Origin of the sequence: Phaeacidiphilus oryzae TH49 (genome assembly GCF_000744815.1) — a bacterium.
GTDB classification, from domain to species: Bacteria; Actinomycetota; Actinomycetes; order Streptomycetales; family Streptomycetaceae; genus Phaeacidiphilus; species Phaeacidiphilus oryzae.
Window position 1 is genome coordinate 312,859 of sequence record NZ_JQMQ01000004.1, and the last position, 25,366, is coordinate 338,224.

20 protein-coding genes and 1 pseudogene are annotated in these 25,366 nt (G+C 72.9%); 16 read left to right on the forward strand and 5 right to left on the reverse strand.

All coding sequences use genetic code 11. The features are described 5' to 3' along the window. Positions 1 to 129 precede the first annotated feature (129 nt). Together BS73_RS01630 and BS73_RS01635 are read left to right on the forward strand one after the other, a co-directional pair. Positions 130 to 957, forward strand: a complete 828-nt coding sequence (locus BS73_RS01630) for a CBS domain-containing protein (RefSeq protein ID WP_051939048.1) — start codon at positions 130 to 132, stop codon at positions 955 to 957. Between the two features lie 104 nt (positions 958 to 1,061). Beyond that, positions 1,062 to 1,454 (forward strand): DUF302 domain-containing protein, encoded by a 393-nt coding sequence (locus BS73_RS01635; RefSeq protein ID WP_037568663.1) that lies wholly within the window; start codon positions 1,062 to 1,064, stop codon positions 1,452 to 1,454. A 42-nt stretch (positions 1,455 to 1,496) separates the two neighbouring features. Here the strand turns inward: BS73_RS01635 and BS73_RS01640 are convergent, their stop codons facing one another. Both BS73_RS01640 and BS73_RS01645 read right to left on the reverse strand, forming a co-directional pair. After that, complete coding sequence (locus tag BS73_RS01640) at positions 1,497 to 2,900, reverse strand: carotenoid oxygenase family protein (RefSeq protein WP_037568665.1); 1,404 nt, start codon at positions 2,898 to 2,900, stop codon at positions 1,497 to 1,499. A 56-nt stretch (positions 2,901 to 2,956) separates the two neighbouring features. Beyond that, complete coding sequence (locus tag BS73_RS01645; protein ID WP_037568666.1) at positions 2,957 to 3,574, reverse strand: TetR/AcrR family transcriptional regulator; 618 nt, start codon at positions 3,572 to 3,574, stop codon at positions 2,957 to 2,959. A 180-nt stretch (positions 3,575 to 3,754) separates the two neighbouring features. Here BS73_RS01645 and BS73_RS01650 point away from each other — a divergent pair, with 180 nt between their 5' ends. The 3 genes from BS73_RS01650 (at position 3,755) to BS73_RS01660 (ending at position 6,244) form a co-directional block, all read left to right on the forward strand. Beyond that, positions 3,755 to 4,492 (forward strand): response regulator, encoded by a 738-nt coding sequence (locus BS73_RS01650; protein ID WP_037568668.1) that lies wholly within the window; start codon positions 3,755 to 3,757, stop codon positions 4,490 to 4,492. A gap of 145 nt (positions 4,493 to 4,637) precedes the next feature. Beyond that, positions 4,638 to 5,654 (forward strand): Acg family FMN-binding oxidoreductase, encoded by a 1,017-nt coding sequence (locus BS73_RS01655; protein ID WP_051939050.1) that lies wholly within the window; start codon positions 4,638 to 4,640, stop codon positions 5,652 to 5,654. A 92-nt stretch (positions 5,655 to 5,746) separates the two neighbouring features. Then, complete coding sequence (locus BS73_RS01660; protein WP_037568670.1) at positions 5,747 to 6,244, forward strand: GNAT family N-acetyltransferase; 498 nt, start codon at positions 5,747 to 5,749, stop codon at positions 6,242 to 6,244. 25 nt (positions 6,245 to 6,269) lie between these two features. Here BS73_RS01660 and BS73_RS01665 read toward each other — a convergent pair whose 3' ends face one another. Continuing rightward, entirely contained in the window at positions 6,270 to 7,520 is a 1,251-nt protein-coding gene (locus BS73_RS01665) for an ROK family transcriptional regulator (protein WP_037568672.1), read from the reverse strand. 201 nt (positions 7,521 to 7,721) lie between these two features. On the opposite strand from BS73_RS01665, the gene BS73_RS01670 reads away from it, so the two are divergent. The 6 genes from BS73_RS01670 (at position 7,722) to BS73_RS01695 (ending at position 16,844) form a co-directional block, all read left to right on the forward strand. Further along, a complete protein-coding gene (locus BS73_RS01670) occupies positions 7,722 to 9,098 on the forward strand; it encodes an extracellular solute-binding protein (RefSeq protein WP_037568674.1) in 1,377 nt (458 codons plus the stop codon). A 59-nt stretch (positions 9,099 to 9,157) separates the two neighbouring features. Further along, positions 9,158 to 9,994 carry a carbohydrate ABC transporter permease gene (locus tag BS73_RS01675; RefSeq protein ID WP_084703764.1) on the forward strand — a complete coding sequence of 279 codons (837 nt, stop codon included), beginning with the start codon at positions 9,158 to 9,160 and terminating at the stop codon, positions 9,992 to 9,994. After that, a complete protein-coding gene (locus BS73_RS01680) occupies positions 9,994 to 10,917 on the forward strand; it encodes a carbohydrate ABC transporter permease (protein ID WP_084703688.1) in 924 nt (307 codons plus the stop codon). The genes BS73_RS01675 and BS73_RS01680 overlap by 1 nt, the downstream gene beginning before the upstream one ends. Positions 10,918 to 10,958: 41 nt before the next feature. Further along, complete coding sequence (locus tag BS73_RS01685) at positions 10,959 to 14,045, forward strand: alpha-mannosidase (RefSeq protein ID WP_037568678.1); 3,087 nt, start codon at positions 10,959 to 10,961, stop codon at positions 14,043 to 14,045. Positions 14,046 to 14,168: 123 nt separating this feature from the next. Continuing rightward, positions 14,169 to 15,137, forward strand: a complete 969-nt coding sequence (locus BS73_RS01690; protein ID WP_037568680.1) for a magnesium transporter CorA family protein — start codon at positions 14,169 to 14,171, stop codon at positions 15,135 to 15,137. A gap of 75 nt (positions 15,138 to 15,212) precedes the next feature. After that, positions 15,213 to 16,844, forward strand: a complete 1,632-nt coding sequence (locus BS73_RS01695) for an ArnT family glycosyltransferase (RefSeq protein ID WP_084703689.1) — start codon at positions 15,213 to 15,215, stop codon at positions 16,842 to 16,844. Between the two features lie 22 nt (positions 16,845 to 16,866). Here BS73_RS01695 and BS73_RS01700 read toward each other — a convergent pair whose 3' ends face one another. Beyond that, positions 16,867 to 17,295 (reverse strand): hypothetical protein, encoded by a 429-nt coding sequence (locus tag BS73_RS01700; RefSeq protein ID WP_051939052.1) that lies wholly within the window; start codon positions 17,293 to 17,295, stop codon positions 16,867 to 16,869. Positions 17,296 to 17,608: 313 nt separating this feature from the next. On the opposite strand from BS73_RS01700, the gene BS73_RS01705 reads away from it, so the two are divergent. The 4 genes from BS73_RS01705 to BS73_RS01720 all read left to right on the forward strand — a co-directional run bounded on the left by BS73_RS01705 (position 17,609) and on the right by BS73_RS01720 (position 20,553). Further along, on the forward strand, positions 17,609 to 17,962 hold the full coding sequence (locus tag BS73_RS01705) for a hypothetical protein (protein ID WP_037568681.1): 354 nt from the start codon (positions 17,609 to 17,611) through the stop codon (positions 17,960 to 17,962). A 107-nt stretch (positions 17,963 to 18,069) separates the two neighbouring features. Continuing rightward, the gene (gene trxA, locus BS73_RS01710; protein WP_037568683.1) at positions 18,070 to 18,435 is read left to right on the forward strand and encodes a thioredoxin; all 366 of its coding nucleotides are present in this window, start codon (positions 18,070 to 18,072) and stop codon (positions 18,433 to 18,435) included. 128 nt (positions 18,436 to 18,563) lie between these two features. Next, entirely contained in the window at positions 18,564 to 18,938 is a 375-nt protein-coding gene (locus tag BS73_RS01715; RefSeq protein WP_037568685.1) for a carboxymuconolactone decarboxylase family protein, read from the forward strand. Positions 18,939 to 19,227: 289 nt separating this feature from the next. Further along, a complete protein-coding gene (locus BS73_RS01720) occupies positions 19,228 to 20,553 on the forward strand; it encodes an SGNH/GDSL hydrolase family protein (RefSeq protein ID WP_407674955.1) in 1,326 nt (441 codons plus the stop codon). A gap of 73 nt (positions 20,554 to 20,626) precedes the next feature. Here the strand turns inward: BS73_RS01720 and BS73_RS01725 are convergent, their stop codons facing one another. Further along, positions 20,627 to 21,763 carry an endo-1,4-beta-xylanase gene (locus BS73_RS01725; RefSeq protein ID WP_051939054.1) on the reverse strand — a complete coding sequence of 379 codons (1,137 nt, stop codon included), beginning with the start codon at positions 21,761 to 21,763 and terminating at the stop codon, positions 20,627 to 20,629. A 261-nt stretch (positions 21,764 to 22,024) separates the two neighbouring features. Here BS73_RS01725 and BS73_RS01730 point away from each other — a divergent pair. Beyond that, a pseudogene (locus tag BS73_RS01730) lies at positions 22,025 to 25,224 on the forward strand (glycosyl hydrolase 115 family protein). Positions 25,225 to 25,366 lie beyond the last annotated feature (142 nt).

A 25,366-nucleotide genomic window follows, 5' to 3' on the forward strand; every position in this document is an offset into this window, starting at 1 on the left:
GCCCGCCCGCCCGGGCGGGCGGTGCGGGCCGACCGGCCCACCGCCCGTGCCCGGTGGGCACCAGCGCGGCAGGGTCGCCGAGCGGGACGGTGGTCCCAGGAACCTGAGGACCGAGGAGAGGAGCCGACGATGGCCGTACCCGTCCCCGGCGACCCCGTGCGGAAAGAGCAGCCAGCCGCGGACCGGCCGCGCCCGGAGAAGGTGGAGAGGGTCGAGTCGGGCGTCATCCTGCCCGAGTCCGACACCGCCCCGCGCAGGCCGGCGGGCCCGCACCACACCACGGTCGGCGAGGTGATGAAGCAGCCGGTGGTGGCCGTCGACCCGAGGGTGGACTACGCCACCGCGGTCGCCGCCGCCCACCGGCACCACCACGACGTGCTGCCGGTGATCGACGAGCAGCAGCACGTGATGGGCGTGGTCTGCGCCTCCGACCTGCTGGCCAAGCTGGCCGTGCAGGCGCTGCCGCCGCGCTCGCGGGTCTTCGAGTCGCGCGATGTGCGCGGCATCCGCCGGCGCGCCCGGGCGGTGGAGACCGGGGAGTTGATGACTCGTCCGGCGATCACCGTCGGCGTCTCCACCACGGTCGCCGACGCCGCCCTGGTCGCGGTCCGGCACCGGGTGCACCACCTGCCGGTGGTCGACGAGAAGCGCCGGCTGACCGGCATGGTCTGCCTCTGCGACCTGCTGGACGTGGAGCGCCGGAGCGACGAGGAGATCGCGGCGGAGGTCCGCGAGGTGGCGCTGGCCCCGGACAGTGGGCTGATCTCGGCCACCCTCGACGTCCGCTGCGAGCACGGCCGGGTGATCCTGGACGGGCGCACCGTCCGGCGCAGCCAGGCCGAGCGGCTGCGGCAGCGGGCGCTGACGGTCGAGGGCGTGGTCGACGTCCGCGACCAGCTGCGCTGGGAGCTGGACGACATCGGCACCGGCCCGGCCGACACCAAGGTCGCGTGGTGAGCCGGGTTCCGCCTCCGCCGGCCCGGCGCCGCGCGGAGGCGGAACGCCCCGCCCTGACGCACCATGACCGTGGAGATCCCGCCGGCAGAGGAAGGCCCCGCACCATGGAGTACGCCATCGCCGCCCGTATCGACCAGCCCTTCGAGGAGGCCGTGCCGCGCGTCCGGGCCGCCCTGGCCGACCAGGGCTTCGGCGTCCTCACCGAGATCGACGTGCAGGCCACCCTGCGCGCCAAGCTGGACGTCGGCACCGAGCCCTATCTGATCCTGGGCGCCTGCAACCCGCCGCTCGCCCACCGGGCGCTGGAGGCCGACCGGCGGATCGGCCTGCTGCTGCCCTGCAACGTCGTGGTCCGCGCCGACCCGGAGTCCTCCTCGGCCACCGTCGTCGAGGCCCTGGACCCGCAGGCGATGGTCGCCGTCAGCGGGCGGGCGGAGCTGAAGCCGGTGGCCGACGAGGCGGAACGGCGGTTGCGCGCGGCGCTGTCCGCGCTGTGAGCCCGGCCTGGTGATGTTCAGGGAGGCCGGGCTCGGGCCGGTTCAGGCCCGGTCGTCCGGCTGGTCCGGTATCCAGCTGCCGTGGAAGCCCAGCGGGATCCGCCGGGGCAGGTGGACCCGGGCGACCGGGGCGCCGGTGAAGTCCTGGGCGGAGAGGATCAGCAGGTCGGCGGCGTCCCGCTCGGGGTTGTGGGCGAAGGCCAGGACGTAGCCGTCGTCCTCGGCGGCGTCCGGTGACCGCGGCGCGAAGACCCCCTCGCCCACATAGGCCTCCCGGCCGAGGCGGTGCACCTCGCGGGTGCCGCGCAGGAGGTCGTACTTGACCAGCTCGTTGCCGAGGTCGGGGGTGGCCAGCGCGCTCGGCCCCTCGTCGGCGGTGCCGGGGGTGAAAAGGTCGACCAGGTCGGGGATCAGGGCGGTGTAGCCGTAGCGGTGCGGGCGGGACACGGTCCGCTCGTCCACCCGGGGGAACTCCTCGGAGGCGCCGCCGATCCGGTCGGTGCGCACCGAGCCGCCGGCCGGGTCCAGCGTCCAGCGGTCCAGCACCGGCTGCTCCGCCGAGTGCAGCCGCAGGGCGTCGAACCGGCCCGGGTAGCGCACGGTGTCGACCACCACCCGGCCGCCCTCGTCGTAGGCGTTGAGGGTGTGGAAGACGAAGCAGGGCTCCACCTCCAGCCAGCGGACGTCGGCCGCGGAACCGTCCCTTGGCAGCAGCCCGACCCGGGGCGGGTGGTCGTCGTTCCACTGGTACGGCAGCCGCTCGCCGGCCGCCGCCGCGTCCATGCTGAAGGTGACCGGCAGGTCGTAGAGGACCACGTACCTCTCGGTGAGGGCGAAGTCGTGGACCATCGGCCCGTCCGCCACCGGTACGTCGGTGGTGCGCACCACCCGGCCGGCCGCGTCGATCACGATGTGCTGGAGGTACTGCCAGCCGAAGAAGTAGGCCACGGCGTGCAGTTCGCCGGTGACCGGGTCCAGCTTGGTGTGCGCGGTGTAGCCGCCGGGGAGCCCGCCGTCGAAGTCGCAGGGCCCGAGGGTGTCCAGCTCGTAGCCCAGCTCGTACGGCCGGGAGCCGGCCTCCACGATCGCGAAGGTCCGGCCGGCGTGCCCGATCACATGGGTGTTGGGGGCGAAGTCCATCCCCGCGTGCACCGGGCCGCCCTTCCAGACCTCGCCGAGCCGCTCGGCCACGCGCTGCGAGCGCACCCAGCGGTTGCGGTACCACTCGGCCCGGCCGTCGCGCAGCCGCACGCCGTGCACCATGCCGTCCCCGACGAAGAGGTGGTGGCCGGCGGGGTCCTCAAGGCCCAGGGGGTTCGGGCCGTTGCGCAGGTAGCGTCCGTTCAGCTGGTCCGGGATGCGGCCGGTCACCGGCAGGTCGAAGGCGGTGACCTCCTCCCGCACGGGTGCGAAGGCGCCTTCCACGGCGCGGATATCGGTGGACATGGGTGGTCCCCTCCCTTGGTGGGCTGCGACGTCGCCGCCCGTGGCCGACCGGCGGCTCAGGCGAGGAGGTCGCCGCTGAGCGCGCTGAGCATCGCCTCCAGGCGCCGGGCGCCGTTGTCCGGGTCGAGATGGCCGGCCAGTTCGAGGCTGACCAGCCCGTGCAGCGCGGCCCACAGCGTCTCGGCTACCTGCTGCGGGTCGCCCGGCTTGAGCACTCCGGCCTCCATGGCGGCGCGGACGGCCCGTACCGGGAAGTCGAAGGTGATGTGCGAGCGGTGGGTCCCTGGGTCGGTCCGGCGGCCGGAGACGGCCCGGGCGCCGAACATCACCTGGTAGTAGTGGGGTTCGGAGAGCGCGTAGTCCCGGTAGGCGTGGCCGAGTTCGACCAGCCGGGTCCGCGGGTCCGCGGACCGCACGGCCGCCCGCAGCGCGCCCTCGAAGCGGGCGAAGCCCTCCTCGCAGAGTGCCTCGACCAGGCCCTCCTTGCTGCCGAACATGGTGTACAGCACCTTGGTGGAGGCCCCCACGCTCCCCGCCACCCGGCGCATGCTCAGCGCCGCCGCGCCCTCGCTCCCGAGCAGCCCGGAGGCCGCGTCGAGGACGGCCGTGCGCAGCGCCGCCTGCCCGGCCTCCTGGGCCTTCCGATAGGCACCCGCCCCCGCCGCCCTCGCCATGGAAACACCGTTTCTGTGGGGTAACACCGTTTCTACGCCCGCCGGGCGGCCCCGTCAACCCGTCGTGGGGCTTGGGTCCAGCGGCCCCTGGGGCGGGACCCTCGGGGCGTGCATCCTGGACGGGTGAACGATGAACGCTCCGCGGTGACACCGCGTCAGGCCACACGGCAGGAGGACGAGTTGAGCGCGCAGGACGGCGACAGCAAGCAGATCAGGGTCTTCCTCCTGGACGACCACGAGGTGGTCCGCCGTGGAGTGCGCGACCTCCTGGAGGCGGAGGACGACATCTCCGTGGTGGGCGAGGGCTCAGGCGCGGCCGAGGCGCTGGCCCGGATACCCGCCGTCCGCCCGGACGTGGCGGTGCTCGACGTCCGGCTGCCGGACGGCAACGGCGTCACCGTCTGCCGCGAACTGCGCGACCGGCTGCCCGAGATGGCCTGCCTGATGCTGACCTCCTTCGACGACGACGAGGCGCTGCTGGACGCCATCCTGGCCGGTGCGTCCGGTTACGTCCTCAAGCAGATCAAGGGCAGCGACCTGGTCACCGCCGTGCGGACGGTCGCCTCCGGCCGCTCCATGCTGGACCCGGCCACCACCGCCCGGCTGATGCAGAGCCTGCGCGCCCGCGAGGAGCCGGTCGAGGAGGACGGCACGGTCTCCGCGCTGAACGCCCTCACCCCGCGCGAGCGCCAGATCCTGGAGCTGGTCGAGCAGGGGATGACCAACCGGCAGATCGGCAAGCAGCTCTACCTCGCCGAGAAGACCGTGAAGAACCACATCTCCCGGCTGCTCGCCAAGCTGGGCGTGGAGCGCCGGATCCAGGCCGCGGTGCTGGCCGGGGAGTGGCACCGCAAGGCCGAGGCCGAGAACGGCCGCCCGCAGCGCCCGGAGGGCGGCGGCGGGCCCGGGTCGGCCTGATCGCGGCCCGCCGCGCGGGTGAGTCCAACGTCCGGGACGCCGGTACCCTTCGGCCCTGCCTCGGGTACCCGGCCGGTGTGCACCCTGGTAGCAGTCCGGCGGGCGGCAGCCCGCGGCCCACCGGGCAGGCTGATCGGAGTGCGCCATGGACAGGACCACGAGCCTTCCCGACGTGTCGGACGAACTGTCGGCAGCCGCGGTGGAGAAACTGGTCTCCGCGGCGGTCGCCGCCCCCTCCATCCACAACACCCAGCCGTGGCGCTTCCGCCTGCTGCCGGAGAGCCGCACCCTGGAGGTGCGGGCCGTCCCGCAGCGCTCCCTGCGGCACACCGACCCGACCGGGCGCGCCCTCCACATCTCCGTCGGCGCGGCCGTCTTCAACCTCCGCACCGCCGTCCGCGCCTTCGGCTGGGAGCCGGTCGTCCGACTGCTGCCCAGGCCCGCCGAGCCCGACCTGCTGGCCTCCGTCCGGCTGGCCGGGCCCAGCCGGGGCGGCCGCACTCCGGACGGCGCGCTCTACGACGCCATCTGGCTCCGGCACACCAGCCGGCTGCCGTACTCCAACCGGCCCGTGCCGCCCGGCGAACTGACCGCGCTGACCGAGGGCGCCCACGCCGAGGGCGCCCTGCTGATCGTCCCCGACCCGGAGGAGACCCGCCGACTGATGCTCCTCACCGCCGAGGCCGAGCGGCGCAACACCGCCGACCCGGACCGGCGCGGCGAGAGCCGGCGCTGGATCCGCCCGCCGCAGGACGGCCGGGTCGGCCTGCCGCCGGACGCCCTCGGCCCGCAGGACGCCCACGGGCGGGTGCCGGTGCGGGACTTCACCGCGCTGCGGATTCCGCTGCAGCTGCCCTCCGCCGCCTTCGAGGCGCACCCGACCATCGCCGTCCTGTCCACCGCCCACGACCGCCGGGCGGACTGGCTGCGCGCCGGGCAGGCGCTGCAGCGGGTGCTGCTGCTGGCCACCATGGGCGGGCTGCGCAGTTCGCTGCTCCACCAGGCGCTGGAGTGGCCGGACCTGCGCTGGGCGCTGCGCGACCCGTCGACCGGCCCCGGCCATGTGCAGATGCTGGTCCGGCTCGGCTACGGTCCGGTCGGCCAGGCCACCCCGCGGCTCGGCCCGGACGAGGTCATCGAACCGCCGCCGAGCGGGAGCTGACCCGCCGCCGGATGCCGCCCCTCGGGGCCGAAGGGCGGGGGCCGGGGCGCGGAGGGTGCGTCGCGGCCCCGGCCGGCGGATAGGGTGGGCCGGTGGCCGGACTTGAGTTGCTGTGCGCCGAACACGCTTCGGCGGTCCTGGAGTTCGAGCGGGTGAACCGCGCGTACTTCGCGGGGTTCATCTCGGACCGGGGTGACGAGTTCTTCGAGCGCTTCGCGGAGGGGTTCGGCGAGTTGCTGGCCGAGCAGGAGGCGGGCGGCTGCGCCTGCTATCTGCTGGTCGCGGAGGACGACGGATCGGTGCTGGGGCGGTTCAACCTGTACGGCCTGGCGGACGGCACGGCGGACCTGGGCTACCGGGTCGCCGAGCGGGCCGCCGGGCGTGGGGTCGCCACCGGGGCGGTGCGGGAGCTGTGCGGGATCGCCGCGGCCCGGCACGGGGTGCGGGTGCTGCGGGCGGCGGTGTCGGACGGGAACGCGGCGTCGCGGCGGGTGCTGGCGAAGGCGGGGTTCGTCGCGGTGGGCCCTGCGGGTCCGGCGGATCTGGGGGGCAAGTCCGGCCTGTGGTTCGAGCGCGAGCTCCGCGCCTGAGGGTGGTCGGGTTCTCCTTCGCGGGTCAGGCCGGGGTGGATTCGGTGGTGAGGAGGCGGAGCCCAGGGGCGTAGTGGCCGTGGAGGATCAGGGCGGCGGCGCCGACCGCGCCCGCGGTGTCGCCGATGACGCTGGTCTCGACGGAGACGGAGTCCAGCGCGCGGGCGATCGAGTTGCCGTTGACGGCCGCGTCGATCTCCTCGCACATGATGGTCTCGAGGCCGCGCATCCCCTCCCCGCCCAGCACCACCCGGCTGACGTCCAGCAGCGCGACCGCCCCCCGCGCCGCCTGGCCCAGCAGCCGCGCGGCCCGGCGGGCCACCTCGTCGGCGGCCGGGTCGCCGCGCCGGGCGGCCCGGCGCAGGCGCTTCCAGTCCTCGGTCAGCGCCTCGGCCGCGCCGCTCAGCCCGATCCGCTCGGCGGCGGCCTCGCCGTGCCGGTGGAAGACCTCCTCGATCAGCGCCCGCGGGCTGCAGTACGGCCCCACGCAGCGGTTGCTGCCGCAGCTGCAGAGCCGGTCGCCCGGCTCCACCGCCATGTGGCCGAACTCCCCGGCGTTGCCCGAATCCCCGTGCAGCACCGTGTCGTTGAGGACGATCCCGCCGCCGATCCCGGCCCCGAAGTAGATGAAGAGGAAGCTGCCGGCCCGCTTCTGCCCGCCGATCCAGCGCTCGCCGATGGCCGCCGCGGTGGCGTCGTTGTCCAGCGCCACCGGCATGTCCAGCGCGGTGCCGAACATGGACAGCAGCGGCACCCGGCCCCAGCCGGAGAGGTTCGGCGGCGAGACCACCTCGCCCGCCGTCCCGTCGATCGGCCCGGGTGCCGCGATCCCCGCGCCCAGCAGCCGCGCGGGGTCCACCTCGGTGCGCCCGACCAGCCGCCTCGCCGTCCGCGCCGCCTGCTCGACCACCGCTGACGGCTCGCCCGGCGCCGAGACGGCGAACCGCCGCCCGGCCACCGTGGACCCCGCGAGGTCCACCAGCACCACCTGGCCGGCGTCCCGGTCCAGGTGGATGCCGACCGCGTAGGCGCCGTCCGCGCGCGGGGAGAGGAGGGTGCGGCGCTTGCCGCCGCTGGAGGGGGCGTGTCCGGATTCGGACACCAGGCCGGCGTCCAGCAGCCGCCGCACCACGTTGGAGACGGTCTGGTTGGTGAGCCCGGTGAGCTCGGCCAGCTCGACCCGGCTGACCGGGCCGCGGACCCGGATCGCGTCCAGCACCACCGCCTGGTTGTAGCCCCCCACCCGGGGGAGGTTGGTACCGCCCGTCGCAGCCACGCCTCGACCTCCTCCTGCCGTGCGCCCGAGCGCAACCGCGCGCCTCCCGGGCCCTCGGAACGACCCCGGAGTTTACACGTACGGAACATTGACTTCGTCCATCCAATGGATTTAGCTATCGCCTCGTCAAGACCCCCTGAAGCCACGTCCGTTCCCCGGCACAACCAGGCATTCATCTGCACCGTCTGTGGGAGGCCCAACGTGCGTACCAGATTGCTCGCCACCGCCGCCGTCGCCGCGGCACTGTCCGCCACCCTCGCCGGCTGCGGCGGCACCGCCGGCGGTGGCAGCAGCAAGTCGATCAAGGTGATCTACTGGCAGCAGCTCAACAGCGCCAACAAGATCCAGGCGAACTACCTCAAGACCCAGGCCGCGGCCTTCGAGAAGGCCAACCCCGGCACCTCGGTCCAACTGGTCCCGGTCACCGCCTCGGAGAACGACTTCTACACCAAGATCGACCTGATGATGCGGGCCCCGTCCACCACCCCGGACCTGGTCTACGAGGACACCGCCACCCTCAACTCCGACGTCGCCAGCGGCTATCTGGCCCCGCTGGACCAGGACCTGTCCTCCTGGTCGGAGTGGCAGAAGTTCGCCCCCGCCGCGAAGGCCGCGGTCCGCGGCACCGACGGCAAGACCTACGCCGTCCCGGACGAGACCGACACCCGCGGCATCTGGTACAACAAGCAGCTCTTCGCCAAGGCCGGCCTGCCCGTCCCGTGGCAGCCCAAGAGCTGGGCGGACGTCCTGAGCGCCGCCCGGGCCATCAAGGCCAAGGTCCCCGGCGCGGTGCCGCTGAACATCTACACCGGGAAGGCGGGCGGCGAGGCCTCCTCGATGCAGGGCCTGGAGATGCTCCTCTACGGCACCCCGGCCGGCTCCAACTCGCTGTACGACGCCAGGACCAAGAAGTGGGTGGTGGGCAGCCAACAGTTCAAGGACGCGCTGCAGTTCGTCAAGACGGTCTACAGCCAGGGCCTGGGCCCCACCCCGTCCCAGGCGCTGAGCGCCAACTTCTCCAACACCATCTCGGACGACCTGCTGCCCTCCGGCAAGCTGGCGATGGACATCGACGGCTCCTGGATGCCGCAGCACTGGATAGCCAGCGGCGACAAGCCGTGGCCGCAGTGGTCCTCGACGATGGCCACCGCCCCCATGCCGACCCAGAACGGCCAGGCGCCCGGCCAGGTCAGCATGTCCGGCGGCTGGGCCTGGTCGATCCCGGCCAAGGCCCGGAACTCCAGTCTGGCCTGGAAGTTCGTCCAGTACCTCAACACCGAGCAGGCCGCGACCCAGTGGAACGTCGTCAACAACACCATCGCGGTGCGGAGCGACGTCGCGGCCGACCCGAAGTACCTGAAGTCGGTGCCCACCAACGCCTTCTTCACCGGTCTGGTCAAGCACACCTACTACCGTCCCGCGCTGCCGGTCTACACCCAGGTGTCCACCGCCATCCAGGACGCCATGGAGTCGGTGACCACCGGCCAGAGCTCGGTGGCGGCCGCGGCGAGCACCTATGACAGCGCGGTCAAGGCCGCCGTGGGCGCCGGGAACACCGAGACCGGCGGCAACCCGTGAGCACGGTGAACGGCACGGCCGGAAGAGCGCAGGCGCCGCTGCGCGCGCTCTTCCGGGGAATGCCGCTGCTGCCGGCCGTCCTGCTGCTGGTGCTCTTCCTGGCCGGGCCGATCGCGTACTGCGTCTACTACGCCTTCACCGACATGCAGCTCACCGGCTCGGCCGTGACCCACTTCGTGGGCCTCGCCAACTTCACCAAGGCGCTGCACGACCCGCAGTTCATCAACTCGGTCGTGCTGACCGTGGTGTTCGTGGTCGGCTCCGCGGTGATCGGGCAGAACACCTTCGGCCTCGCCCTGGCCGTGCTGATGGCCAAGGCGTCCAAGCCGGTCCGGCAGATCACCACCGGCGTGGTGGTGGCCGCCTGGGTGCTGCCCGAGGTGGTCGCCGGATACCTGATGTACGCCTTCTTCTTCCAGCAGGGCTCGCTCAACGCGATCCTCGGCGGGCTCGGCCTGCCGCGGCAGAACTGGCTGTACACCATGCCGATCCTGGCGGTCTGCCTGGCCAACGTCTGGCGCGGGACGGCCTTCTCGATGATGGTCTACTCGGCCGCGCTGGACGAGGTGCCGCAGGAGCTGGTGGAGGCGGCGATGGTGGACGGCGCCGGGCCGTGGCAGCGGCTGTGGCGGGTCACCCTGCCGGTGATCCGGCGGACCATCACCACCAACCTGATGCTGATCACCCTGCAGACGCTGGCCGTCTTCGGGCTGATCTACACCATGACCCACGGCGGCCCCGGGAACCGCACCGAGACGCTGCCCATCTTCATGTACCAGCAGGCCTTCCAGAACAGCCTGATCGGCTACGGGACCGCGATCGCGCTGGTGCTGCTGCTGGTGGGCGCCGTCTTCTCGGCGGTGTACCTCCGGCTGCTGAAGCTGGAGGACGACTGATGGCCCTCACCGACTCGACCCGGAGACTGAGCCTCCGCCAGCCCAGGTCCAAGCCCAAGCCCGGCCGGTCGCCCGCGGCCACCGGGGGACTCTCCGGGCTGCGGAGGCACCTGGCCTCCCGGCTCGCGGTGAACGGCGTGCTGCTGCTGGTCTCGCTGGCCTTCCTGCTGCCGCTGCTGTGGATGCTGCTGGCCTCGCTCAACGCCCACGCCGACTTCACCCTCTCGGTGCCCTCGCCGCCCACGTTCCACAACTTCGGGGCGGTGCTGAACACCACGACCACCTTCCAGCCGATGCTCAACGGGCTGCTGCTGTGCGGCGGCGGCACCCTGATCTGCGTGGTCTGCTCGATCCTGGCCGCGTACCCGCTCTCCCGCTACCGCTCGCGGCTGCGCCGGCCGTTCCTCTACACCGTGCTGTTCAGCACCGGGCTGCCGATCACCGCCGTGATGATCCCGGTGTACAGCATGTTCGTCCAGGTCAACCTGATCGACTCGATGCTCGGGACGACCCTCTTCCTGGGCGCCTCGGCGCTGCCGTTCGGCATCTGGCTGATGAAGAACTTCATGGACGGCGTGCCGCTGGTGCTGGAGGAGGCCGCCCGGATCGACGGGGCCGGCTGGTTCCAGGTGCTGTGGCGGGTGGTGCTGCCGCTGATGCGCTCCGGCGTGACGGTGGTGACGATCTTCACCTTCATCGGGATGTGGGGGAACTTCTTCGTCCCCTTCATCCTGCTGCTCTCCCCGGAGAAGCTGCCCGCCTCGGTCAGCGTCTTCAACTTCCTCAGCGCCCACGACCAGACCCAGTACGGGCAGCTGTCGGCGTTCTCCATCCTCTACTCGATCCCCGTCGTCGTCCTCTACCTGGTGCTCGCGCGCCGGTTCGGCGGCGGATTCGCCCTGGGCGGCGCGCTCAAGGGCTGAGCGCACCCCCGCACCCCACTGACGCGAGAGGCACAGAAAGAATGCACAGCGACCGCGAACTGACCGAGCGCCGGCTCGAACGGGTATTGAGCCAGCGTCTGCGCCCGGCCGTGCACCCCCGGTCCGTCCCGCTGGACGTGGAGGTGTGGGCCGTCCCCGGCGAGCCGGTGCCGGTCCGCGAGGGACTCGCCGCCGACTACCGCCCGACGGCGGTCGGCGAGCCGTGGGGACCCCCCTGGACCACCAGCTGGTTCCGGGTCCGCGGTACCGTCCCCGCCGAGTGGGCGGGCAGCCGGGTGGAGGCCGTCCTGGACCTCGGCTTCGACCGGGACGGGGCCGGCTTCTCCGCCGAGGGCCTGGTCTACCGGCCGGACGGCACCGCGGTGAAGGCCCTCAACCCGCGCAACCTGTGGGTGCCGGTGACCGAACGGGCCGCCGGGGGAGAGGAGTTCGCGGTCTTCGTCGAGGCCGCGGCCAACCCCAAGGTGATGGTCTCAGGACCGGACAGCGACCCCCACGCGCCGACCGCGCTCGGCGGGGTCGCGCCCTGGCTGGGGGAGGGCGGCGAGGGGCCCGGCGAGCCGATCTACCGGCTGCGCCGGATGGAGCTGGCCGTACTGGACACCGCCGTCTGGGAGCTGACGCAGGACCTGGAGGTCCTCGGCCAGCTGATGCACGAGCTCCCGGAGGAGTCCCCGCGCCGCTGGCAGATCCTGCGGGCGGTGGAGCTCGCGCTGGACGCGGTCGACCTCCAGGACATCGGCGGCAGCGCCGAGGCCGCCCGGGCCCGGCTGGCCCCGGCGCTCGCCTCCCCGGCGGCCGGCAGCGCCCACCGGATCTCCGCGGTCGGCCACGCCCATATCGACTCCGCCTGGCTCTGGCCGCTCCGCGAGACCGTGCGCAAGGTGGCCCGCACCGTCTCCAACGTCACCCAGCTGATGGACGACCACCCCGAGTTCCGCTTCGTGATGTCCCAGGCCCAGCAGCTGGCCTGGCTCAAGGAGCACCGTCCGGAGGTGTGGGCGCGGGCCCAGGAGAAGGCCAAGACCGGGCAGTTCCTGCCGACCGGCAGCCTGTGGGTGGAGCCGGACACCAACATCAGCGGCGGCGAGGCGCTGGTCCGCCAGTTCGTCCACGGAAAGCGTTTCTACCTGGACGAGTTCGGGGTCGAGACCGAGGAGATGTGGCTGCCGGACACCTTCGGTTACAACGCCGCCCTCCCGCAGCTGATGAAGCTCGCCGGGGTGCGCTGGTTCCTCACCCAGAAGATCTCCTGGAACACCACCAACAAGTTCCCCCACCACACCTTCTGGTGGGAGGGGATCGACGGCACCCGGATCTTCAGCCACTTCCCGCCGGTGGACAGCTACAACAGCGAGCTCTCCGGTGCCGAACTCGCGCACAGCGTCCGCAACTTCCAGGACAAGAAGCTCTCCGGCCGCTCCCTGGTGCCGTTCGGCTACGGCGACGGCGGTGGCGGCCCCACCCGCGAGATGCTCGCCAGGGCCCGCCGACTGGGCGACCTGGAGGGCTCGCCCCGGGTGGCGATCGAGAGCCCGGCGGAGTTCTTCACCGCCGCCCAGGCCGAGTACAACGACGCCCCGGTCTGGGTCGGCGAGCTCTATCTGGAGTTCCACCGCGGCACCCTGACCAGCCAGTTGGCCACCAAGCAGGGCAACCGCCGGAGCGAGCACCTGCTGCGCGAGGCCGAGCTGTGGGCGGCCACCGCGGCCGTGCGCACCGGCGCCGACTACCCGTACGAGCAGCTGGACCGGTTGTGGAAGACGGTGCTGCTCCACCAGTTCCACGACATCCTCCCTGGCACCTCGATCGCCTGGGTGCACCGCGAGGCCGAGGAGACCCACGCCCGGGTGGCCGCCGAGCTGGAGGAGCTGATCGGCGCGGCGCAGCGGGCGCTGGCCGGCGAGGGCGCCGGCTCCGGCGACGCCGAACTGGTCTTCAACGCGGCCCCGCACGCCCGCCACGGGGTGGCCGCGCTGGGCGCCGCCCGGCGCGAGGAGCCGGCCGCGGTCCGCGCCGAGTCCCGGCCGGAGGGCCTGGTCCTGGAGAACGAGCTGGTCCGGTTCGTGATCGACGGGCGCGGACTGGTGGTCTCCGCCCGCGACCTGACCACCGGCCGGGAGGCGCTGCCGCCCGGCTCCGCCGCCAACCTCCTCCAGCTCCACCAGGACTACCCGAACACCTACGACGCCTGGGACATCGACGCCTTCTACCGCAACTCCGTCCGCGACCTCACCGGCGCCGACGAGGTCGCCGCGACCGAGGACGGCGACGCGGTACGGGTGGTCCGCAGCTTCGGCGACTCGCGGGTCGAGCAGCTGCTCTCGCTGCGCGAGGGGTCGCGCGGGCTGGAGGTCGACACCACCGTCGACTGGCAGGAGTGCGAGAAGCTCCTCAAGGCCGCCTTCCCGCTGGACGTCCGGGCCGCCCACTCCACCGCGGAGATCCCGTTCGGCCACATCGAGCGCCCCACCCACGCCAACACCAGCTGGGACGCGGCCAAGTTCGAGGTCTGCGCCCACCGCTTCCTCCACGTGGGGGAGAAGGACTGGGGCGCGGCCCTGGTCAACGACTCCACCTACGGCCACGACGTCACCCGGGACGTCCGCCCGGACGGCGGCACCACGACGACCGTCCGGCTGTCCCTCCTCCGGGCCCCGCGCTTCCCCGACCCGGACACCGACCGGGGGCGGCACCGGCTGCGCTACACCTTCCTGGTCGGCGCCGAGGTGCCGGACGCGATCCGCGAGGGCTACCGGCTCAACCTGCCGGAGCGGACCGTCGCCGTCCCCGACGCGGCGGCGGTCGCCGAGGTGGGCCCGCTGGTGGGGGTGGACCCGGACGGGGTGGTGATCGAGGCGGTCAAGCTCGCCGACGACCGGTCGGGCGACGTGGTGGTCCGCCTCTACGAGGCGCACGGCGTGCGGGCGCGGGCGGTGCTGGCGACCGGCTTCCCGGTCTCCTCCGCCTGGGAGACCGACCTGCTGGAGCGCCCGCTGACGGACGCCTCCGGGGCCGCGGGGCCGCTCGACGCGGACGGCGGGATCCCGCTCTCCCTCCGGCCGTTCCAGATCCTCACCCTCCGGCTGCGGAGGGGCGAGGGCTAGCGCCGGCCGCCGCTCCCGGCGCCCTCCTCCGCCCCCGCCGTCCTCCGCCGCAGGTGAGACTTCGGTGAGGAGCCCGCGGCAACCGGGGACGGAGGGGCGGGGCGGACCCTCTATGGTGGCGCGATGGCTCGGACAAGGCTCTACCGCGCGGGGAAGCTCGACCTGGAGGACTTCCCCGTCGAGGACATATCGGAATACCTTCCTCAATCGGACGTGGTCGTCTGGCTCGACCTCTGCGATCCCACCGACGAGGACTTCGTCAGGATCGAGGAGGAGTTCGGGCTGCACGAGCTGGCCGTCGAGGACGCCAGGCACCAGCACCAGCGCCCCAAGCTGGACCGCTACCCGACGCACTGCTTCCTGAGCATGTACGCCGTCTGCGGGGTGGAGGACCGGCTGGAGACCTGCGCCCTCTCGGTCTTCGTCACCCCCAACGCGCTGATCACCGTCCGCGCCAGCGACCGCTTCGACATCGACGAGGTGGTCGCCCGCTGGGACGACTCCCGCGAGCTCGCCGAGCACGGCGTCGGCTTCCTGCTGCACGGCCTCCTCGACGTCCTGGTCGACGGCCACTTCGTGGCGGTCCGGGAACTCGACGACCGGATAGAGGACCTGGAGGACCTCCTCTTCTCCGAGGACTCCCGGGAGGCCAGGGACGTCCAGCGGCACTCCTTCGCCCTGCGTAAGAGCCTGGTGCGGCTGCGCCGGGTCGCGCTGCCGATGCGCGAGATGGTCAACACCCTGATCCGCCGCGACCTCCACCTGGTCGCGGACCCGATGGTGCCGTACTACCAGGACGTCTACGACCATGTGCTGCGGGTCGCCGAATGGACGGACTCGCTGCGGGACATGGTCGGCTCGGTGATGGAGACCAACCTCACCATCCAGGGCAACCGGATGAACCTGATCATGAAGAAGCTGGCCGGCTGGGCGTCCATCGTAGCCGTCCCCACCGCCGTGACCGGCTTCTACGGCCAGAACGTGCCGTACCCCGGATTCGGCACCCACTGGGGCTTCCTGGCCTCCTGCCTGGTCACCGTCGGCATCTCGGTCGGCCTCTACCTGGTCTTCCGCCGGCGCGACTGGATCTGACCGGGCGGCGGCCGCCCGGCGCCTATTCTTGACGGGAACTCGCCTGCCCTGCGCGTGAGTTGGGGGTGCCGCAGGATGAGCAGTCCATCCGGTCCGTCCAGTGCGTCCGGTCCGTCCGGTCGATTCGGTCCGTCCGGTCCGCCGGTCGACGAGGGCCCGTCCGGCCCCGTCGCCCGTCCGGCCGCCGCGCCCGACGCCGGCTCGCCGCCGCCGGCCCGGGCGCCGTTCGCGGCGCTGCCGGTGGGGGCCGTCGCGGCGGCCCTCCTCGCGCTGGAGCTCGGCTTCTCCGGCCGCTACGGCTACCACCGGGACGAGCTGTACTTCCTGGTCGCCGGGCAGCACCTGGCTTGGGGCTACCCGGACCAGCCGCCGCTGGTCCCGGCCGTGGCGCGGGCGATGTCGGCCGCCTTCCCGCACTCGCTGGTCGCGTTGCGCGCCCCGATGGCGTCGGCGGTGGCGGCCGTGGTGGTGATGACGGGGCTGCTGGCCCGGGAGTTCGGGGCGCGGCGCGGCGGCCAGACGCTGGCGGCGGGCGGCACGGCGGTCTCCGCGATCGTCCTCGCGCTGGGGCACACCCTGTCGACGGCCACCTTCGCGCTGCTCGCCGAGGTCCTGCTGCTCTGGATGCTGGTCCGGCTGCTCCGCTCCGGGGACGGCCGCTGGTGGCCGCTGATCGGAGTGCTCGCGGGGATCGGGCTGATGGCGGACCCGCTGGTGGGCGCGATCCTGCTGGGGGCCGGGGTGGGGATCCTGGTCTCCGGCCCGCGCCGGGTGCTGTGGTCGCCCTGGCCGGCGCTGGGCGCGGCCGTCGCGGCCGGGCTGTGGCTGCCGTACCTGCTGTGGCAGGCCCGGCACGGCTGGCCGGAGCTTGCGGTCAGCCGGTCGATCGCGGCCGGCGGATCCGGGACCTCGCTGCCGCGCGGGCTCTTCCCGCCGATGCAGGCCGTGGTGGTCTCGGCGTTCCTGACGCCGGTCTGGATCGCCGGGCTGGTGCGGTTGCTGCGCGCCCGCGAGCTGCGCGTCTTCCGGTCGCTCGGCTGGGCGTACCTGGTGCTGGTGGTGCTCTTCACGGCGCTGGCCGGCAAGACGTACTACCTGGTCGCCCTCTACCCGGTGCTGCTGGCGGCGGGCGCCCAGCCCACGCTGGACTGGGTGCGGCGCCGACCGGAGCGGGCCGGCCGGCGGCGGGCGCTGCTGGCGGCCGCCGTGCTGCTGAGCCTCGTCGACGTGGTGGTCTCGCTGCCGGTGGTGCCGGCCGCGATGCTGCACGCCACCCCGATCACGGCCCTGGACGAGCCGGCCGGCGAGACCGTGGGCTGGCCCGTCTACGTACGCCAGGTCGCCGCGGTCTACCGTGCGCTGCCGGTCGCCGAGCGGTCCGGGGCGATCGTGCTGACCCGCAACTACGGGGAGGCCGGAGCCGTGGACTACTTCGGTCCCGCGCTCGGCCTGCCGCCCGCCTACAGCGGCCACAACGGCTTCTACGACTGGGGCCCGCCGCCGGACTCCGCCCGCACCGCGGTGGTGATCGGCTTCCAGCATCAGCCCGGGCTGCTCCGGGGGGCCTTCGGCGACTGCCGCCAGGTGGCCCGGCTGGAGAACGGGCTGCACCTCGACAACGACGAGCAGCACACGCCGCTGTGGATCTGCACCGGCCGCCGCGCCTCCTGGCCGGCGCTCTGGCCGGGCTTCAAGACCCTCGGCTGACGCGGTGGCGCGGCCGGCGGGGTCACCGCCGGCTTCGCCGCCGCAGCAGCGCGCCGACCGCCGAGCCCGCGCAGGCTGCCGGGATGACGATCAGCGCCAGCCGGTCGTACCCGGTGCGCAGGGCCAGCGCCCCGCCGCTGCCGAGGAGGAAGCCGTCCACGAAGAGCCAGCAGACCAGGCCGATCACCGGCGACCAGACGAGCCGTGCGGGCACGGCGGCGATCGCCGCCAGGCAGCCGAACAGCACGATCGCCACCAGGGCGTAGCGATGGCCCAGCGCGAGCAGCAGGACCACCGACAGCACTGCGGCGGAGGCGTACGCCAGCGGCAGGGCCAGGTCGGCCAGAAAGGTGTCCGGCGCCGGAGTGGGCCGCCGGGACCGCGGGGGCCGCTGCGGCTGCGGCGGCCGATACGGCTGCTTCGGGGTGGTTCGCGGATCGAGGAGGAACACGGCTCGTCCTCCGTTCGCTCGTCTGCGCCCGGCCGCGGCCTGCGGCCGTCGATTCCACCCTCCCTCGCTCCGGCCCCCGGCGGGCGGCCCCTTGACGGTCCGTATACGCCGGCGGCTCCCCTCTTGACGCTTTCCTGACGCCGTCGGGCTCGACCGCCGCCGTCTGGGTAGTCGCTGACGTTTCGTCAGGGATGCCTGGCGCGGCTGGGGCGATCGCCCCCGAACGGCCCAGCCGATCCCCGCGCGTCGCACTGCGCGGGCGGCGGCTTCCGCCGCATGCTGGAGTCAGGGCGAGTCGGCGAGAGGAGAGGCGATGCTGTTCACGGCGATGACGCTGCATCCGATGCCGCTGCGGGAGCGGCCGGGGCAGATCGAGTTGGACAAGGCCGACCTGGAGACGATCCGTCACTGGGCGCACCGGTACGGGATGACGGCGCCGCAGGACGAACCTGGCCGCCGGGTGCTGCCCGCCGAGGCACTGGAGTTCGGCGGCACCGGCTGGGAGGTGACCGCCGACGAGACCCAGGCCGCCCTCAAGCGCTGGCGCAACCGCCGCCCGCAATCCGCCGCGGGGGAGGACGAGGACGATCCGGCGCCCGAGGTGTGGGACCGCTTCGTCGCCTTCCTGGAGGAGGCCGCGGTGACCGAGGGCTTCCGCATCTGGTGAGGCGCACGGGACCACTGTCGTCCGGACGGTCGGGAATGCCCGCGGCCACCTCGGGGTTACATACCCATGGGGGTATGTGACAGCCCCGAGCGAGCCCTGGAGGCGACATGGCGACCATCGAACTCACCGCCGGCAACTTCGAGCAGACGGTGACCGACCACGACATCGTGCTGGTGGACTTCTGGGCGTCCTGGTGCGGCCCCTGCCGGATGTTCGGCCCGGTCTTCGAGCGGGTCTCGGAACGGCACCCGGACCTCGCCTTCGCCAAGGTCGACACCGAGGCGCAGCAGGAGCTCTCGGCGGTCTTCGGCATCACCTCGATTCCCACCCTGATGGTCGTCCGGGACAAGGTGGTGGTCTTCTCGCAGGCCGGCGCACTCCCGGAGAAGGCGCTAGAGCAGGTCGTCGAGCAGACCCGGGCGCTGGACATGGACGAGGTCCACCGCCGGCTGGCCGCCGCCACGGCCTCCTGACCACGGCGGCAGGGATCCGGGCCAATCGGTCCACCGCCCCGGCCCGCACCGCCCTAGCCGCCGCGCCAGGGGCGGGGCTGCACTGGACGGGCCATCAGGCGGCAGGCCGGACGAAGGAGGAGCGGGCCATGGGATACGGCACCACCGTCCGCGAGGAACTGCGGCGCCCGTCGCGGGAGCTGCGTCATCTGATCCCCGAGGTGTACCGGGGCTACCACGAACTCCACGACAGCGCGCTGGCCCCGGGGGCACTGGACGCGCGGACCAAGGAGCTGATCGCGCTGGCGATCGCGGTCACCCGGGAGTGCGACGGCTGCATCGCCGCCCACGCCCACGCCGCGGTGGCGCACGGGGTCGGCGAGCAGGAGGTCGCGGAGGCCATGGGCGTGGCCATCCTGATGAACGGCGGCCCGGGCACGGTGTACGGTCCGCGTGCCCTGGCCGCGTTCCAGGAGTTCGCCGAGCAGCAGCAGCAGCACCAGCAGGCCGCGGGCAGCCACTGAGCGGCCGCCGACGGCGCCACCGCGAGGACGACGCGCTGGCGCGCCGGCCGAGAGAATGGGCGGCGCCTCCGAATGGGAGGCGCCGCCCAGCCGTGTCCTGAACCGGCCAGGAAAACGGTCCTGGCCGGCATTCGCCGAGTCCCGCCCGAAATACCGAATCACGGACCGGCCGAGCCCTTCCCGGGCCGAAATTTTCGGGCTTCGCCCCCGATATTGACACCCCCTGGCCGCCGGTTTAGCGTCGCCCGCGTTCCCCATCGGATTTCAGTGGAGGTGTCCCACTGTGGGATTGAATCGAAAATCCGCCTATGCGGGTTGGGCGGTGGCGGCCGTGCTGGCCGGAACGGTCGCCTTCTCCTCGCCGGTCGCCGCGGTGGGGGGAGCCACCCAGGCCGGGTCCGGCGACCACTGGGTGGACACCTGGACCGCGATGCCGCAGCTGACCGAGCCCGGGAACATGCCGCCGGCGCCCTTCACCGGCACCGACTCGGTGTTCGTGAACAGCACCGTCCGGCAGACCGTGCACGTCACCCAGGGCGGCGACCAGCTGCGGCTGCGGTTCTCCAACGCCTTCGGCGGGGCCGCGCTGCCGATCACCGCCGCCTCGATCGCCCTGCCGGCCGGCGGCGCCGCCGGGGTCAGCGGCATCCAGCCGGGCAGCTCGCACGCGCTGACCTTCGACGGCCGGCCCTCCGCCGTGGTGCCGACCGGCTCCCAGGTGGTCTCCGACCCGGTCGGCTTCCATGTGCCGGCCGGAGCGAACCTCACCGTCACGATGTACCTGGCGCAGGGTCAGGCGTCGACCGCCCTCACCTCCCACCCGGGCTCCCGGACCACCTCCTACATGGAGGCCGGCGACCATCTGGACGACACCGACCTGAGCGGCGCCGCCACCGCCGACCACTGGTACTTCATCAGCGGTGTGGAGTCCTGGTCGGGCCGGGACAGCGCGGCCGCCATCGTCCTCGGCGACTCCCTCTCCGACGGCCGGGGGTCGACCACCAACCAGAACGACCGCTGGCCGGACCAGCTCGCCGCCCGGCTGCGCCGCGACCCCGGCACTGCCCGGGTCGCCGTCGACAACCAGGCGGCCGGCGGCAACCGGCTGCTCAACGACGGCCTGGGCCCCAACGCGCTGTCCCGGGTGGACCGCGACGTACTGGCGCAGAGCGGCGTCCAGTGGCTGCTGGTCTTCGAGGGCGTCAACGACATCGGCACCGCCGACGCCACCCCGCAGGCGCAGCAGCAGGTCACCGCGGACGTCATCGCCGCGTACGACCAGAGCATCAGGCGGGCGCACGCCCAGGGGATCCGGGTGTACGGCGCGACGCTGACGCCCTTCGGCGGAAACACCGGCTACGACGATCCGCAGGGATATCGGGAGAAGTCCCGCGAGGCGATCAACGACTGGATAAGGAACAGCGGCCGATTCGACGCGGTGGTCGATTTCGACAAGGCTGCGCGGGATCCGCAGAACCCCCGGAACATTCTTCCGCAATACGATTCCGGCGATCACCTGCATTTGAACCCGGCCGGATACGGGGCGCTGGCCGCCGCCGTACCGGACCGGCTTTTCCTGCAGCAGCCGCTGCCGCCCGGATTCGGCTTCAACTGACCGGCCGGCCCGGCGGAACCAGCCGGTGCCCGCGCGAGGCGGGGGCCTCACCGCGCCGCGCGGGCACCGCGGCTCAGTGCCGGCCGGCCGCCGCGGCGAAGGCGTTCGCCAGGGCGTAGTACGCCGGCTTCGGCTGGTAGTCGGCGTCGTACGGGGTGGCCGCGCCGTAGCCGGTGAAGAAGCCGGGGATCCAGGAGTCGCCGTCGTCGAAGCCCCAGACCGTGACCCCGACGCAGCGCCGGACGGCCAGGCAGGCGTCGGCGACCGAGCCGAAGTCGGCGGCCTGCTGCTGGAGGTCGGCGTCGGTGGCCGGGAGGAGGATCCGGTCGTCGAGCTCGGTGACGGCGGTGTCCACCCCGATCGCGGCGAACCGCTGCATGTTCGCCTTGATGTCGGTGGGCAGCTCGCCGAGGATGAAGTGCGACTCGAGGCCGATGCCGCCCAGCGGCACGCCCTCCGCCTTGAAGCGCTTGGCCATCGCGTAGGCGGCGTCGCTCTTCGCGTTGACGCCCTCGATGTTGTAGTCGTTGACGTACAGCTTGGCGTGCGGGTCGGCCTCGTGGGCCCAGCGGATCGCGTCGGCGATGTAGCCGGGGCCGAGGGCCTTCTCCCAGATCGTCTGCTTGAGGGTGCCGTCCTCGTTGAACGGCTCGTTGACCACGTCCCAGGCGTAGATCCGGCCCTTGAAGTGGCTGACCTCGGTGATGATGTGCTGCCTGAGGATCGCCTTCAGCTGGGCGTCGGTGAAGGACCCGCCGGTCAGCCAGGTCGGCAGCTGGCTGTCCCAGACCAGGTTGTGGCCCCGGACCAGCTGGTGGTGGGCCTCGGCGAAGGAGACCAGCTCGTCGGCGCCGCTCCAGTCGAAGGTGCCCCGCTGCGGCTCCACCACCTCCCACTTCATCGCGTTCCCGGGGGTGACCGCGCTGAACTGCGAGCCGGTGATCTGCCGGAAGGTCTGGTCGGTGTCGAGGTAGGAGATCGGGTCCACCGCGGTGCCGACGTATTTGCCGTCGGCGGCGGCGAGCTGACGCAGCGTCTGCGCGGTCGCGCCGGTGGTCTGGGCCGAGCCCGCGGGGGCGGCGGAGCCGGCCGCGGAGGCGGACCCGGCGCCGGCCAGGCCGCCCGCGGCGACCGCCGCGACGACCGCGCAGCCGGCGAGTGCCCGTCGGGCGGCTCTGGAGAGAGTCGAGGGCGAAGGCAGGGCGAACATGCGAAGTGGTTCCCCTCTGGGTGGGTGGCGGTGTTTCGAAACTTGTGCTTGGCAGGTCGAAACTTCCCGTGCCGCGTGACCATAGAGCGGCCCCGCGCCGCGGTCAATCCACTGGGGCGGATGTTTTCCATGGTCACCAACCGCAGGTACAGAGCCTGAAGTTGACGCTGCGAGATCCGTTGACGCCGGGCGGTGGTCACCTTATGGTCTCCGCTGGCAAGCGAGTAGGTGTCAGAAACTTTCGAAAGAGGACCCGCCGGCATGGATGAATCACGCGAGACCCCCGGCCCCGGGGGCACCTTCAGCCCGAGCCGCCGCTCGGTGGTCGCCATGGGTGCTCTGGGGCTCGGCGCGCTGGCCGCGCCGGCGCTGCTGCCCGGTACGGCCTGGGCGGACGCGGCGGCTGCCGGCGCCGGCGCGAGCGGCGGATCCGGCTCCGCCGAGCCGACCGACCCCGGCGCCTACGTCCGCTTCCAGCCGGTGCCCGGCGGATTCCCGCTCGCCGTCGGCGGCAGCCCGGTGCCGCTGTGGGTGGACGGCAGTGCCGACCACCCCGGAGTGGTCCGCGCGGCCGGCGACCTCCGCGACGACCTCAAGCGGGTGACCGGCACCGCCCCGCGCTCAGCACCGCCGCCGGGGCCCCGCCCGCGGCCCGCACCGCCGTGCTGATCGGCACCCTCGGCCGCAGCCCGGTCATCGACCGGCTGGCCGCCGAAGGAAAGATCGACACCAGCGGCGTCGCAGGTCGCTGGGAGACCTCCCTCCAGCAGGTGGTGGACCGCCCGCTGCCCGGCGTCGACCGGGCCCTGGTGATCGCCGGCAGCGACCAGCGCGGCACCATCTACGGCCTGTACGACGTGAGTTACGGCATCGGCGTCTCTCCCTGGTACTGGTGGGCGGACGCCGCCCCGACCCCGCGCGAGCAGCTGTGGATCCTCCCCGGCCGGCACACCCAGGGCACCCCGGCCGTCCGCTACCGCGGCTTCTTCATCAACGACGACAACCCTGTACTGGACAGCTGGGCCGTCTCCTACTTCGGCAAGGGCCTCGCGGCCGGCTACCCCGGCGGGCTCAACCACTTCTTCTACGCCCGGATCTTCGAGGTGATGCTGCGGCTGAAGGCCAACTACCTCTGGCCGGCGGTCTGGGGCCGCGCCTTCGCCCTGGACGACCCGCAGAACCACGCCACCGCCACCGCCTACGGAGTGGTGATGGGCACCTCCCACGAGGCGCCGATGCTGCGCGGGATCGAGGAGTGGAACCGCTTCGCCGTCCCGGCCGTACGGGACGCCCAGGGCAACATCACCACCCCGGGCCACGACCCCTACGGCGGCACAGGCGAATGGTCCTTCCGCTACAACTCCGACGCCCTGAAGGCCTACTGGCGCGAGGGCATCCAGCGGATGGTGGACCAGAAGATCGAGGGCGTGGTCACCATCGGCATGCGCGGGAACGGCGACACCGCGCTCACCGACGGCGCCGGCATCGACCTGATGCAGCAGATCATCGACGCCCAGCGGCAGATCATCGCCGAGGTCACCGGCAAGGACGCGGCCCTCACCCCGCAGTGCTGGACCCTCTACAAGGAGGTGCAGCGCTACTGGGCCGAGGGCCTGCGCGCCCCGAGCGACGTCATCATCAACCTCTGCGACGACAACTGGGGCAACATGCGGATGCTCCCGGATCCGGCGGAGCCCGCGCGCTCCGGCGGCTACGGGATCTACTACCACGACGACTACGTGGGCGCCGGCCGCAACTACATGTGGCTGTCGACCTCCAACCTGGCCAACATGTGGGAGCAGCTCCACCAGGTCACCGCCTACGGCGACAGCAGCCTCTGGATGCTCAACGCCGGCGTCTTCAAGAAGCACGAGGCGGCCGTCCAGTTCTTCCTGGACTACTCCTGGAACCCGGACCGCTGGCCGCTGGAGCGGCTGACCGAGTGGCAGGTCCGGTTCGCCCGGCAGAACCTGGGCGCGGAGCAGGCCGCCGCGATCGGCGCGGTGCTCCACCGGTACGGCGTCCTCCAGGCCCGCCGCAAGCCCGAGCTGCTCAACCGGCGGATCACCACCGCCGCCGACGGCACCGTCCACAACGACGACGCGGCCACCCCTTTCGCCCCCGCCAACTACCGCGAGCTGGAACGGGTCACCGCCGACTGGCAGGAGCTGGCCGACGAGGCCGAGCGGATCGCCCGCGCCCTCCCGGCCTCCGCCCAGGACGCCTTCACCGAGCTCGTCGGCTACCCGGTGCGGGCCACCGCCAACGTCTACGCGCTCCGCCAGGCCGAGTTCACCAACCTCCGCTACGCCGCCCAGGGCCGGGCCGCCACCAATGCGCTCGCCGACCGGACGGCCGCCTGCTTCGCCACCGACCAGGACCTCCAGCAGGCCTACAACTCCCAGGTGGCGAACGGCAAGTGGGCCGGGTTCATGATCCAGCCGCACCTGGACTACGGCGATGTCGCCCGATACGGCTCGGACGCCTCCTGGCAGCAGCCGCCGCTGCCGGACATGGTCTTCCCGGCGGTTCAGCGGATCACCCTCGCCCCGGGCGCCGAGATGGGGGTGGCGCTGGACGGCACCGAGACCGCGTGGTGGCCGCAGTCCCCGGCGGCCGACGCGGTGCTGCCCGCGCTGAGCCGCTGGTCGGCCGCTCCGCCGCCGTACATCGAGATCTTCAACCGCGGCTCGCAGCCCTTCGACTACACCGTCCGCTCCGGCGCGTCCTGGCTGACGGTCGGCTCTCCGAGCGGACGGATCGACACCGAGACCCGGCTCGAACTGCGCGCCGACTGGGCGCGGGCGCCCCGCGGCACCACCCGCGTTCCGCTCACCGTGAGCGGAAGCGAGGGCACCGAGGTGGTGGTCACGGCGCTGGTGGAGAACCCGTCGCTGCCCGCGGGGGCCCGCGGCCACGTCGAGGCCGACGGCCATGTCTCGATCCTCGCGCCGCACTACTCGCGCGCGTTCGGCGGCAGCGCCGGGATCGACTGGACCACCCTCGCCGACCTCGGCCGGGACGGCTCGGTGGTGACGCCCTTCCCGGTCACCGCGGCCCGCCAGACCCCGGGGGCGGCGGACTCGCCGCGGCTGGAGTACGACGTGGTGCTCCTGGCGCCGGGCGAGGTGCGGGTCACCGCCTACCTCTCCCCGCGCAACCACGCGCTGGCCTCGGGCAGCCTGGCCTACGCCGTCTCCTTCGACGGCGCCGCGCCGCAGAGCGTGGACATCGTCACCGCGACCGGCTCGGTGGACGCCACCCTGAACGACGCCTGGGCCCGCAACACGTCCAACAACGTCAACGCGACCACCACCAGCCACAGCATCGCCGCGGCCGGCAACCACACCCTGCGGTTCTGGATGGTCGACCCGACGGTGATCCTCCACAAGCTCGTCATCGACACCGGCGGCCTCCGCTGGTCCTACCTGGGCCCGCCGGAGAGCCACCGCCTCTCCTGAGGGAGGAGGGTCCGGGTACCGAGGGGACCCGCTCGCCGGCGCCGGCGCGATGGCCGCCGCCGGCGGCGGCCCCTCGGCCGGTCCCGCCCCGCCTGCGGCCGCCGTTCCCGTCCGCGACTGCCGTACCGGCGGGGGACTGCCG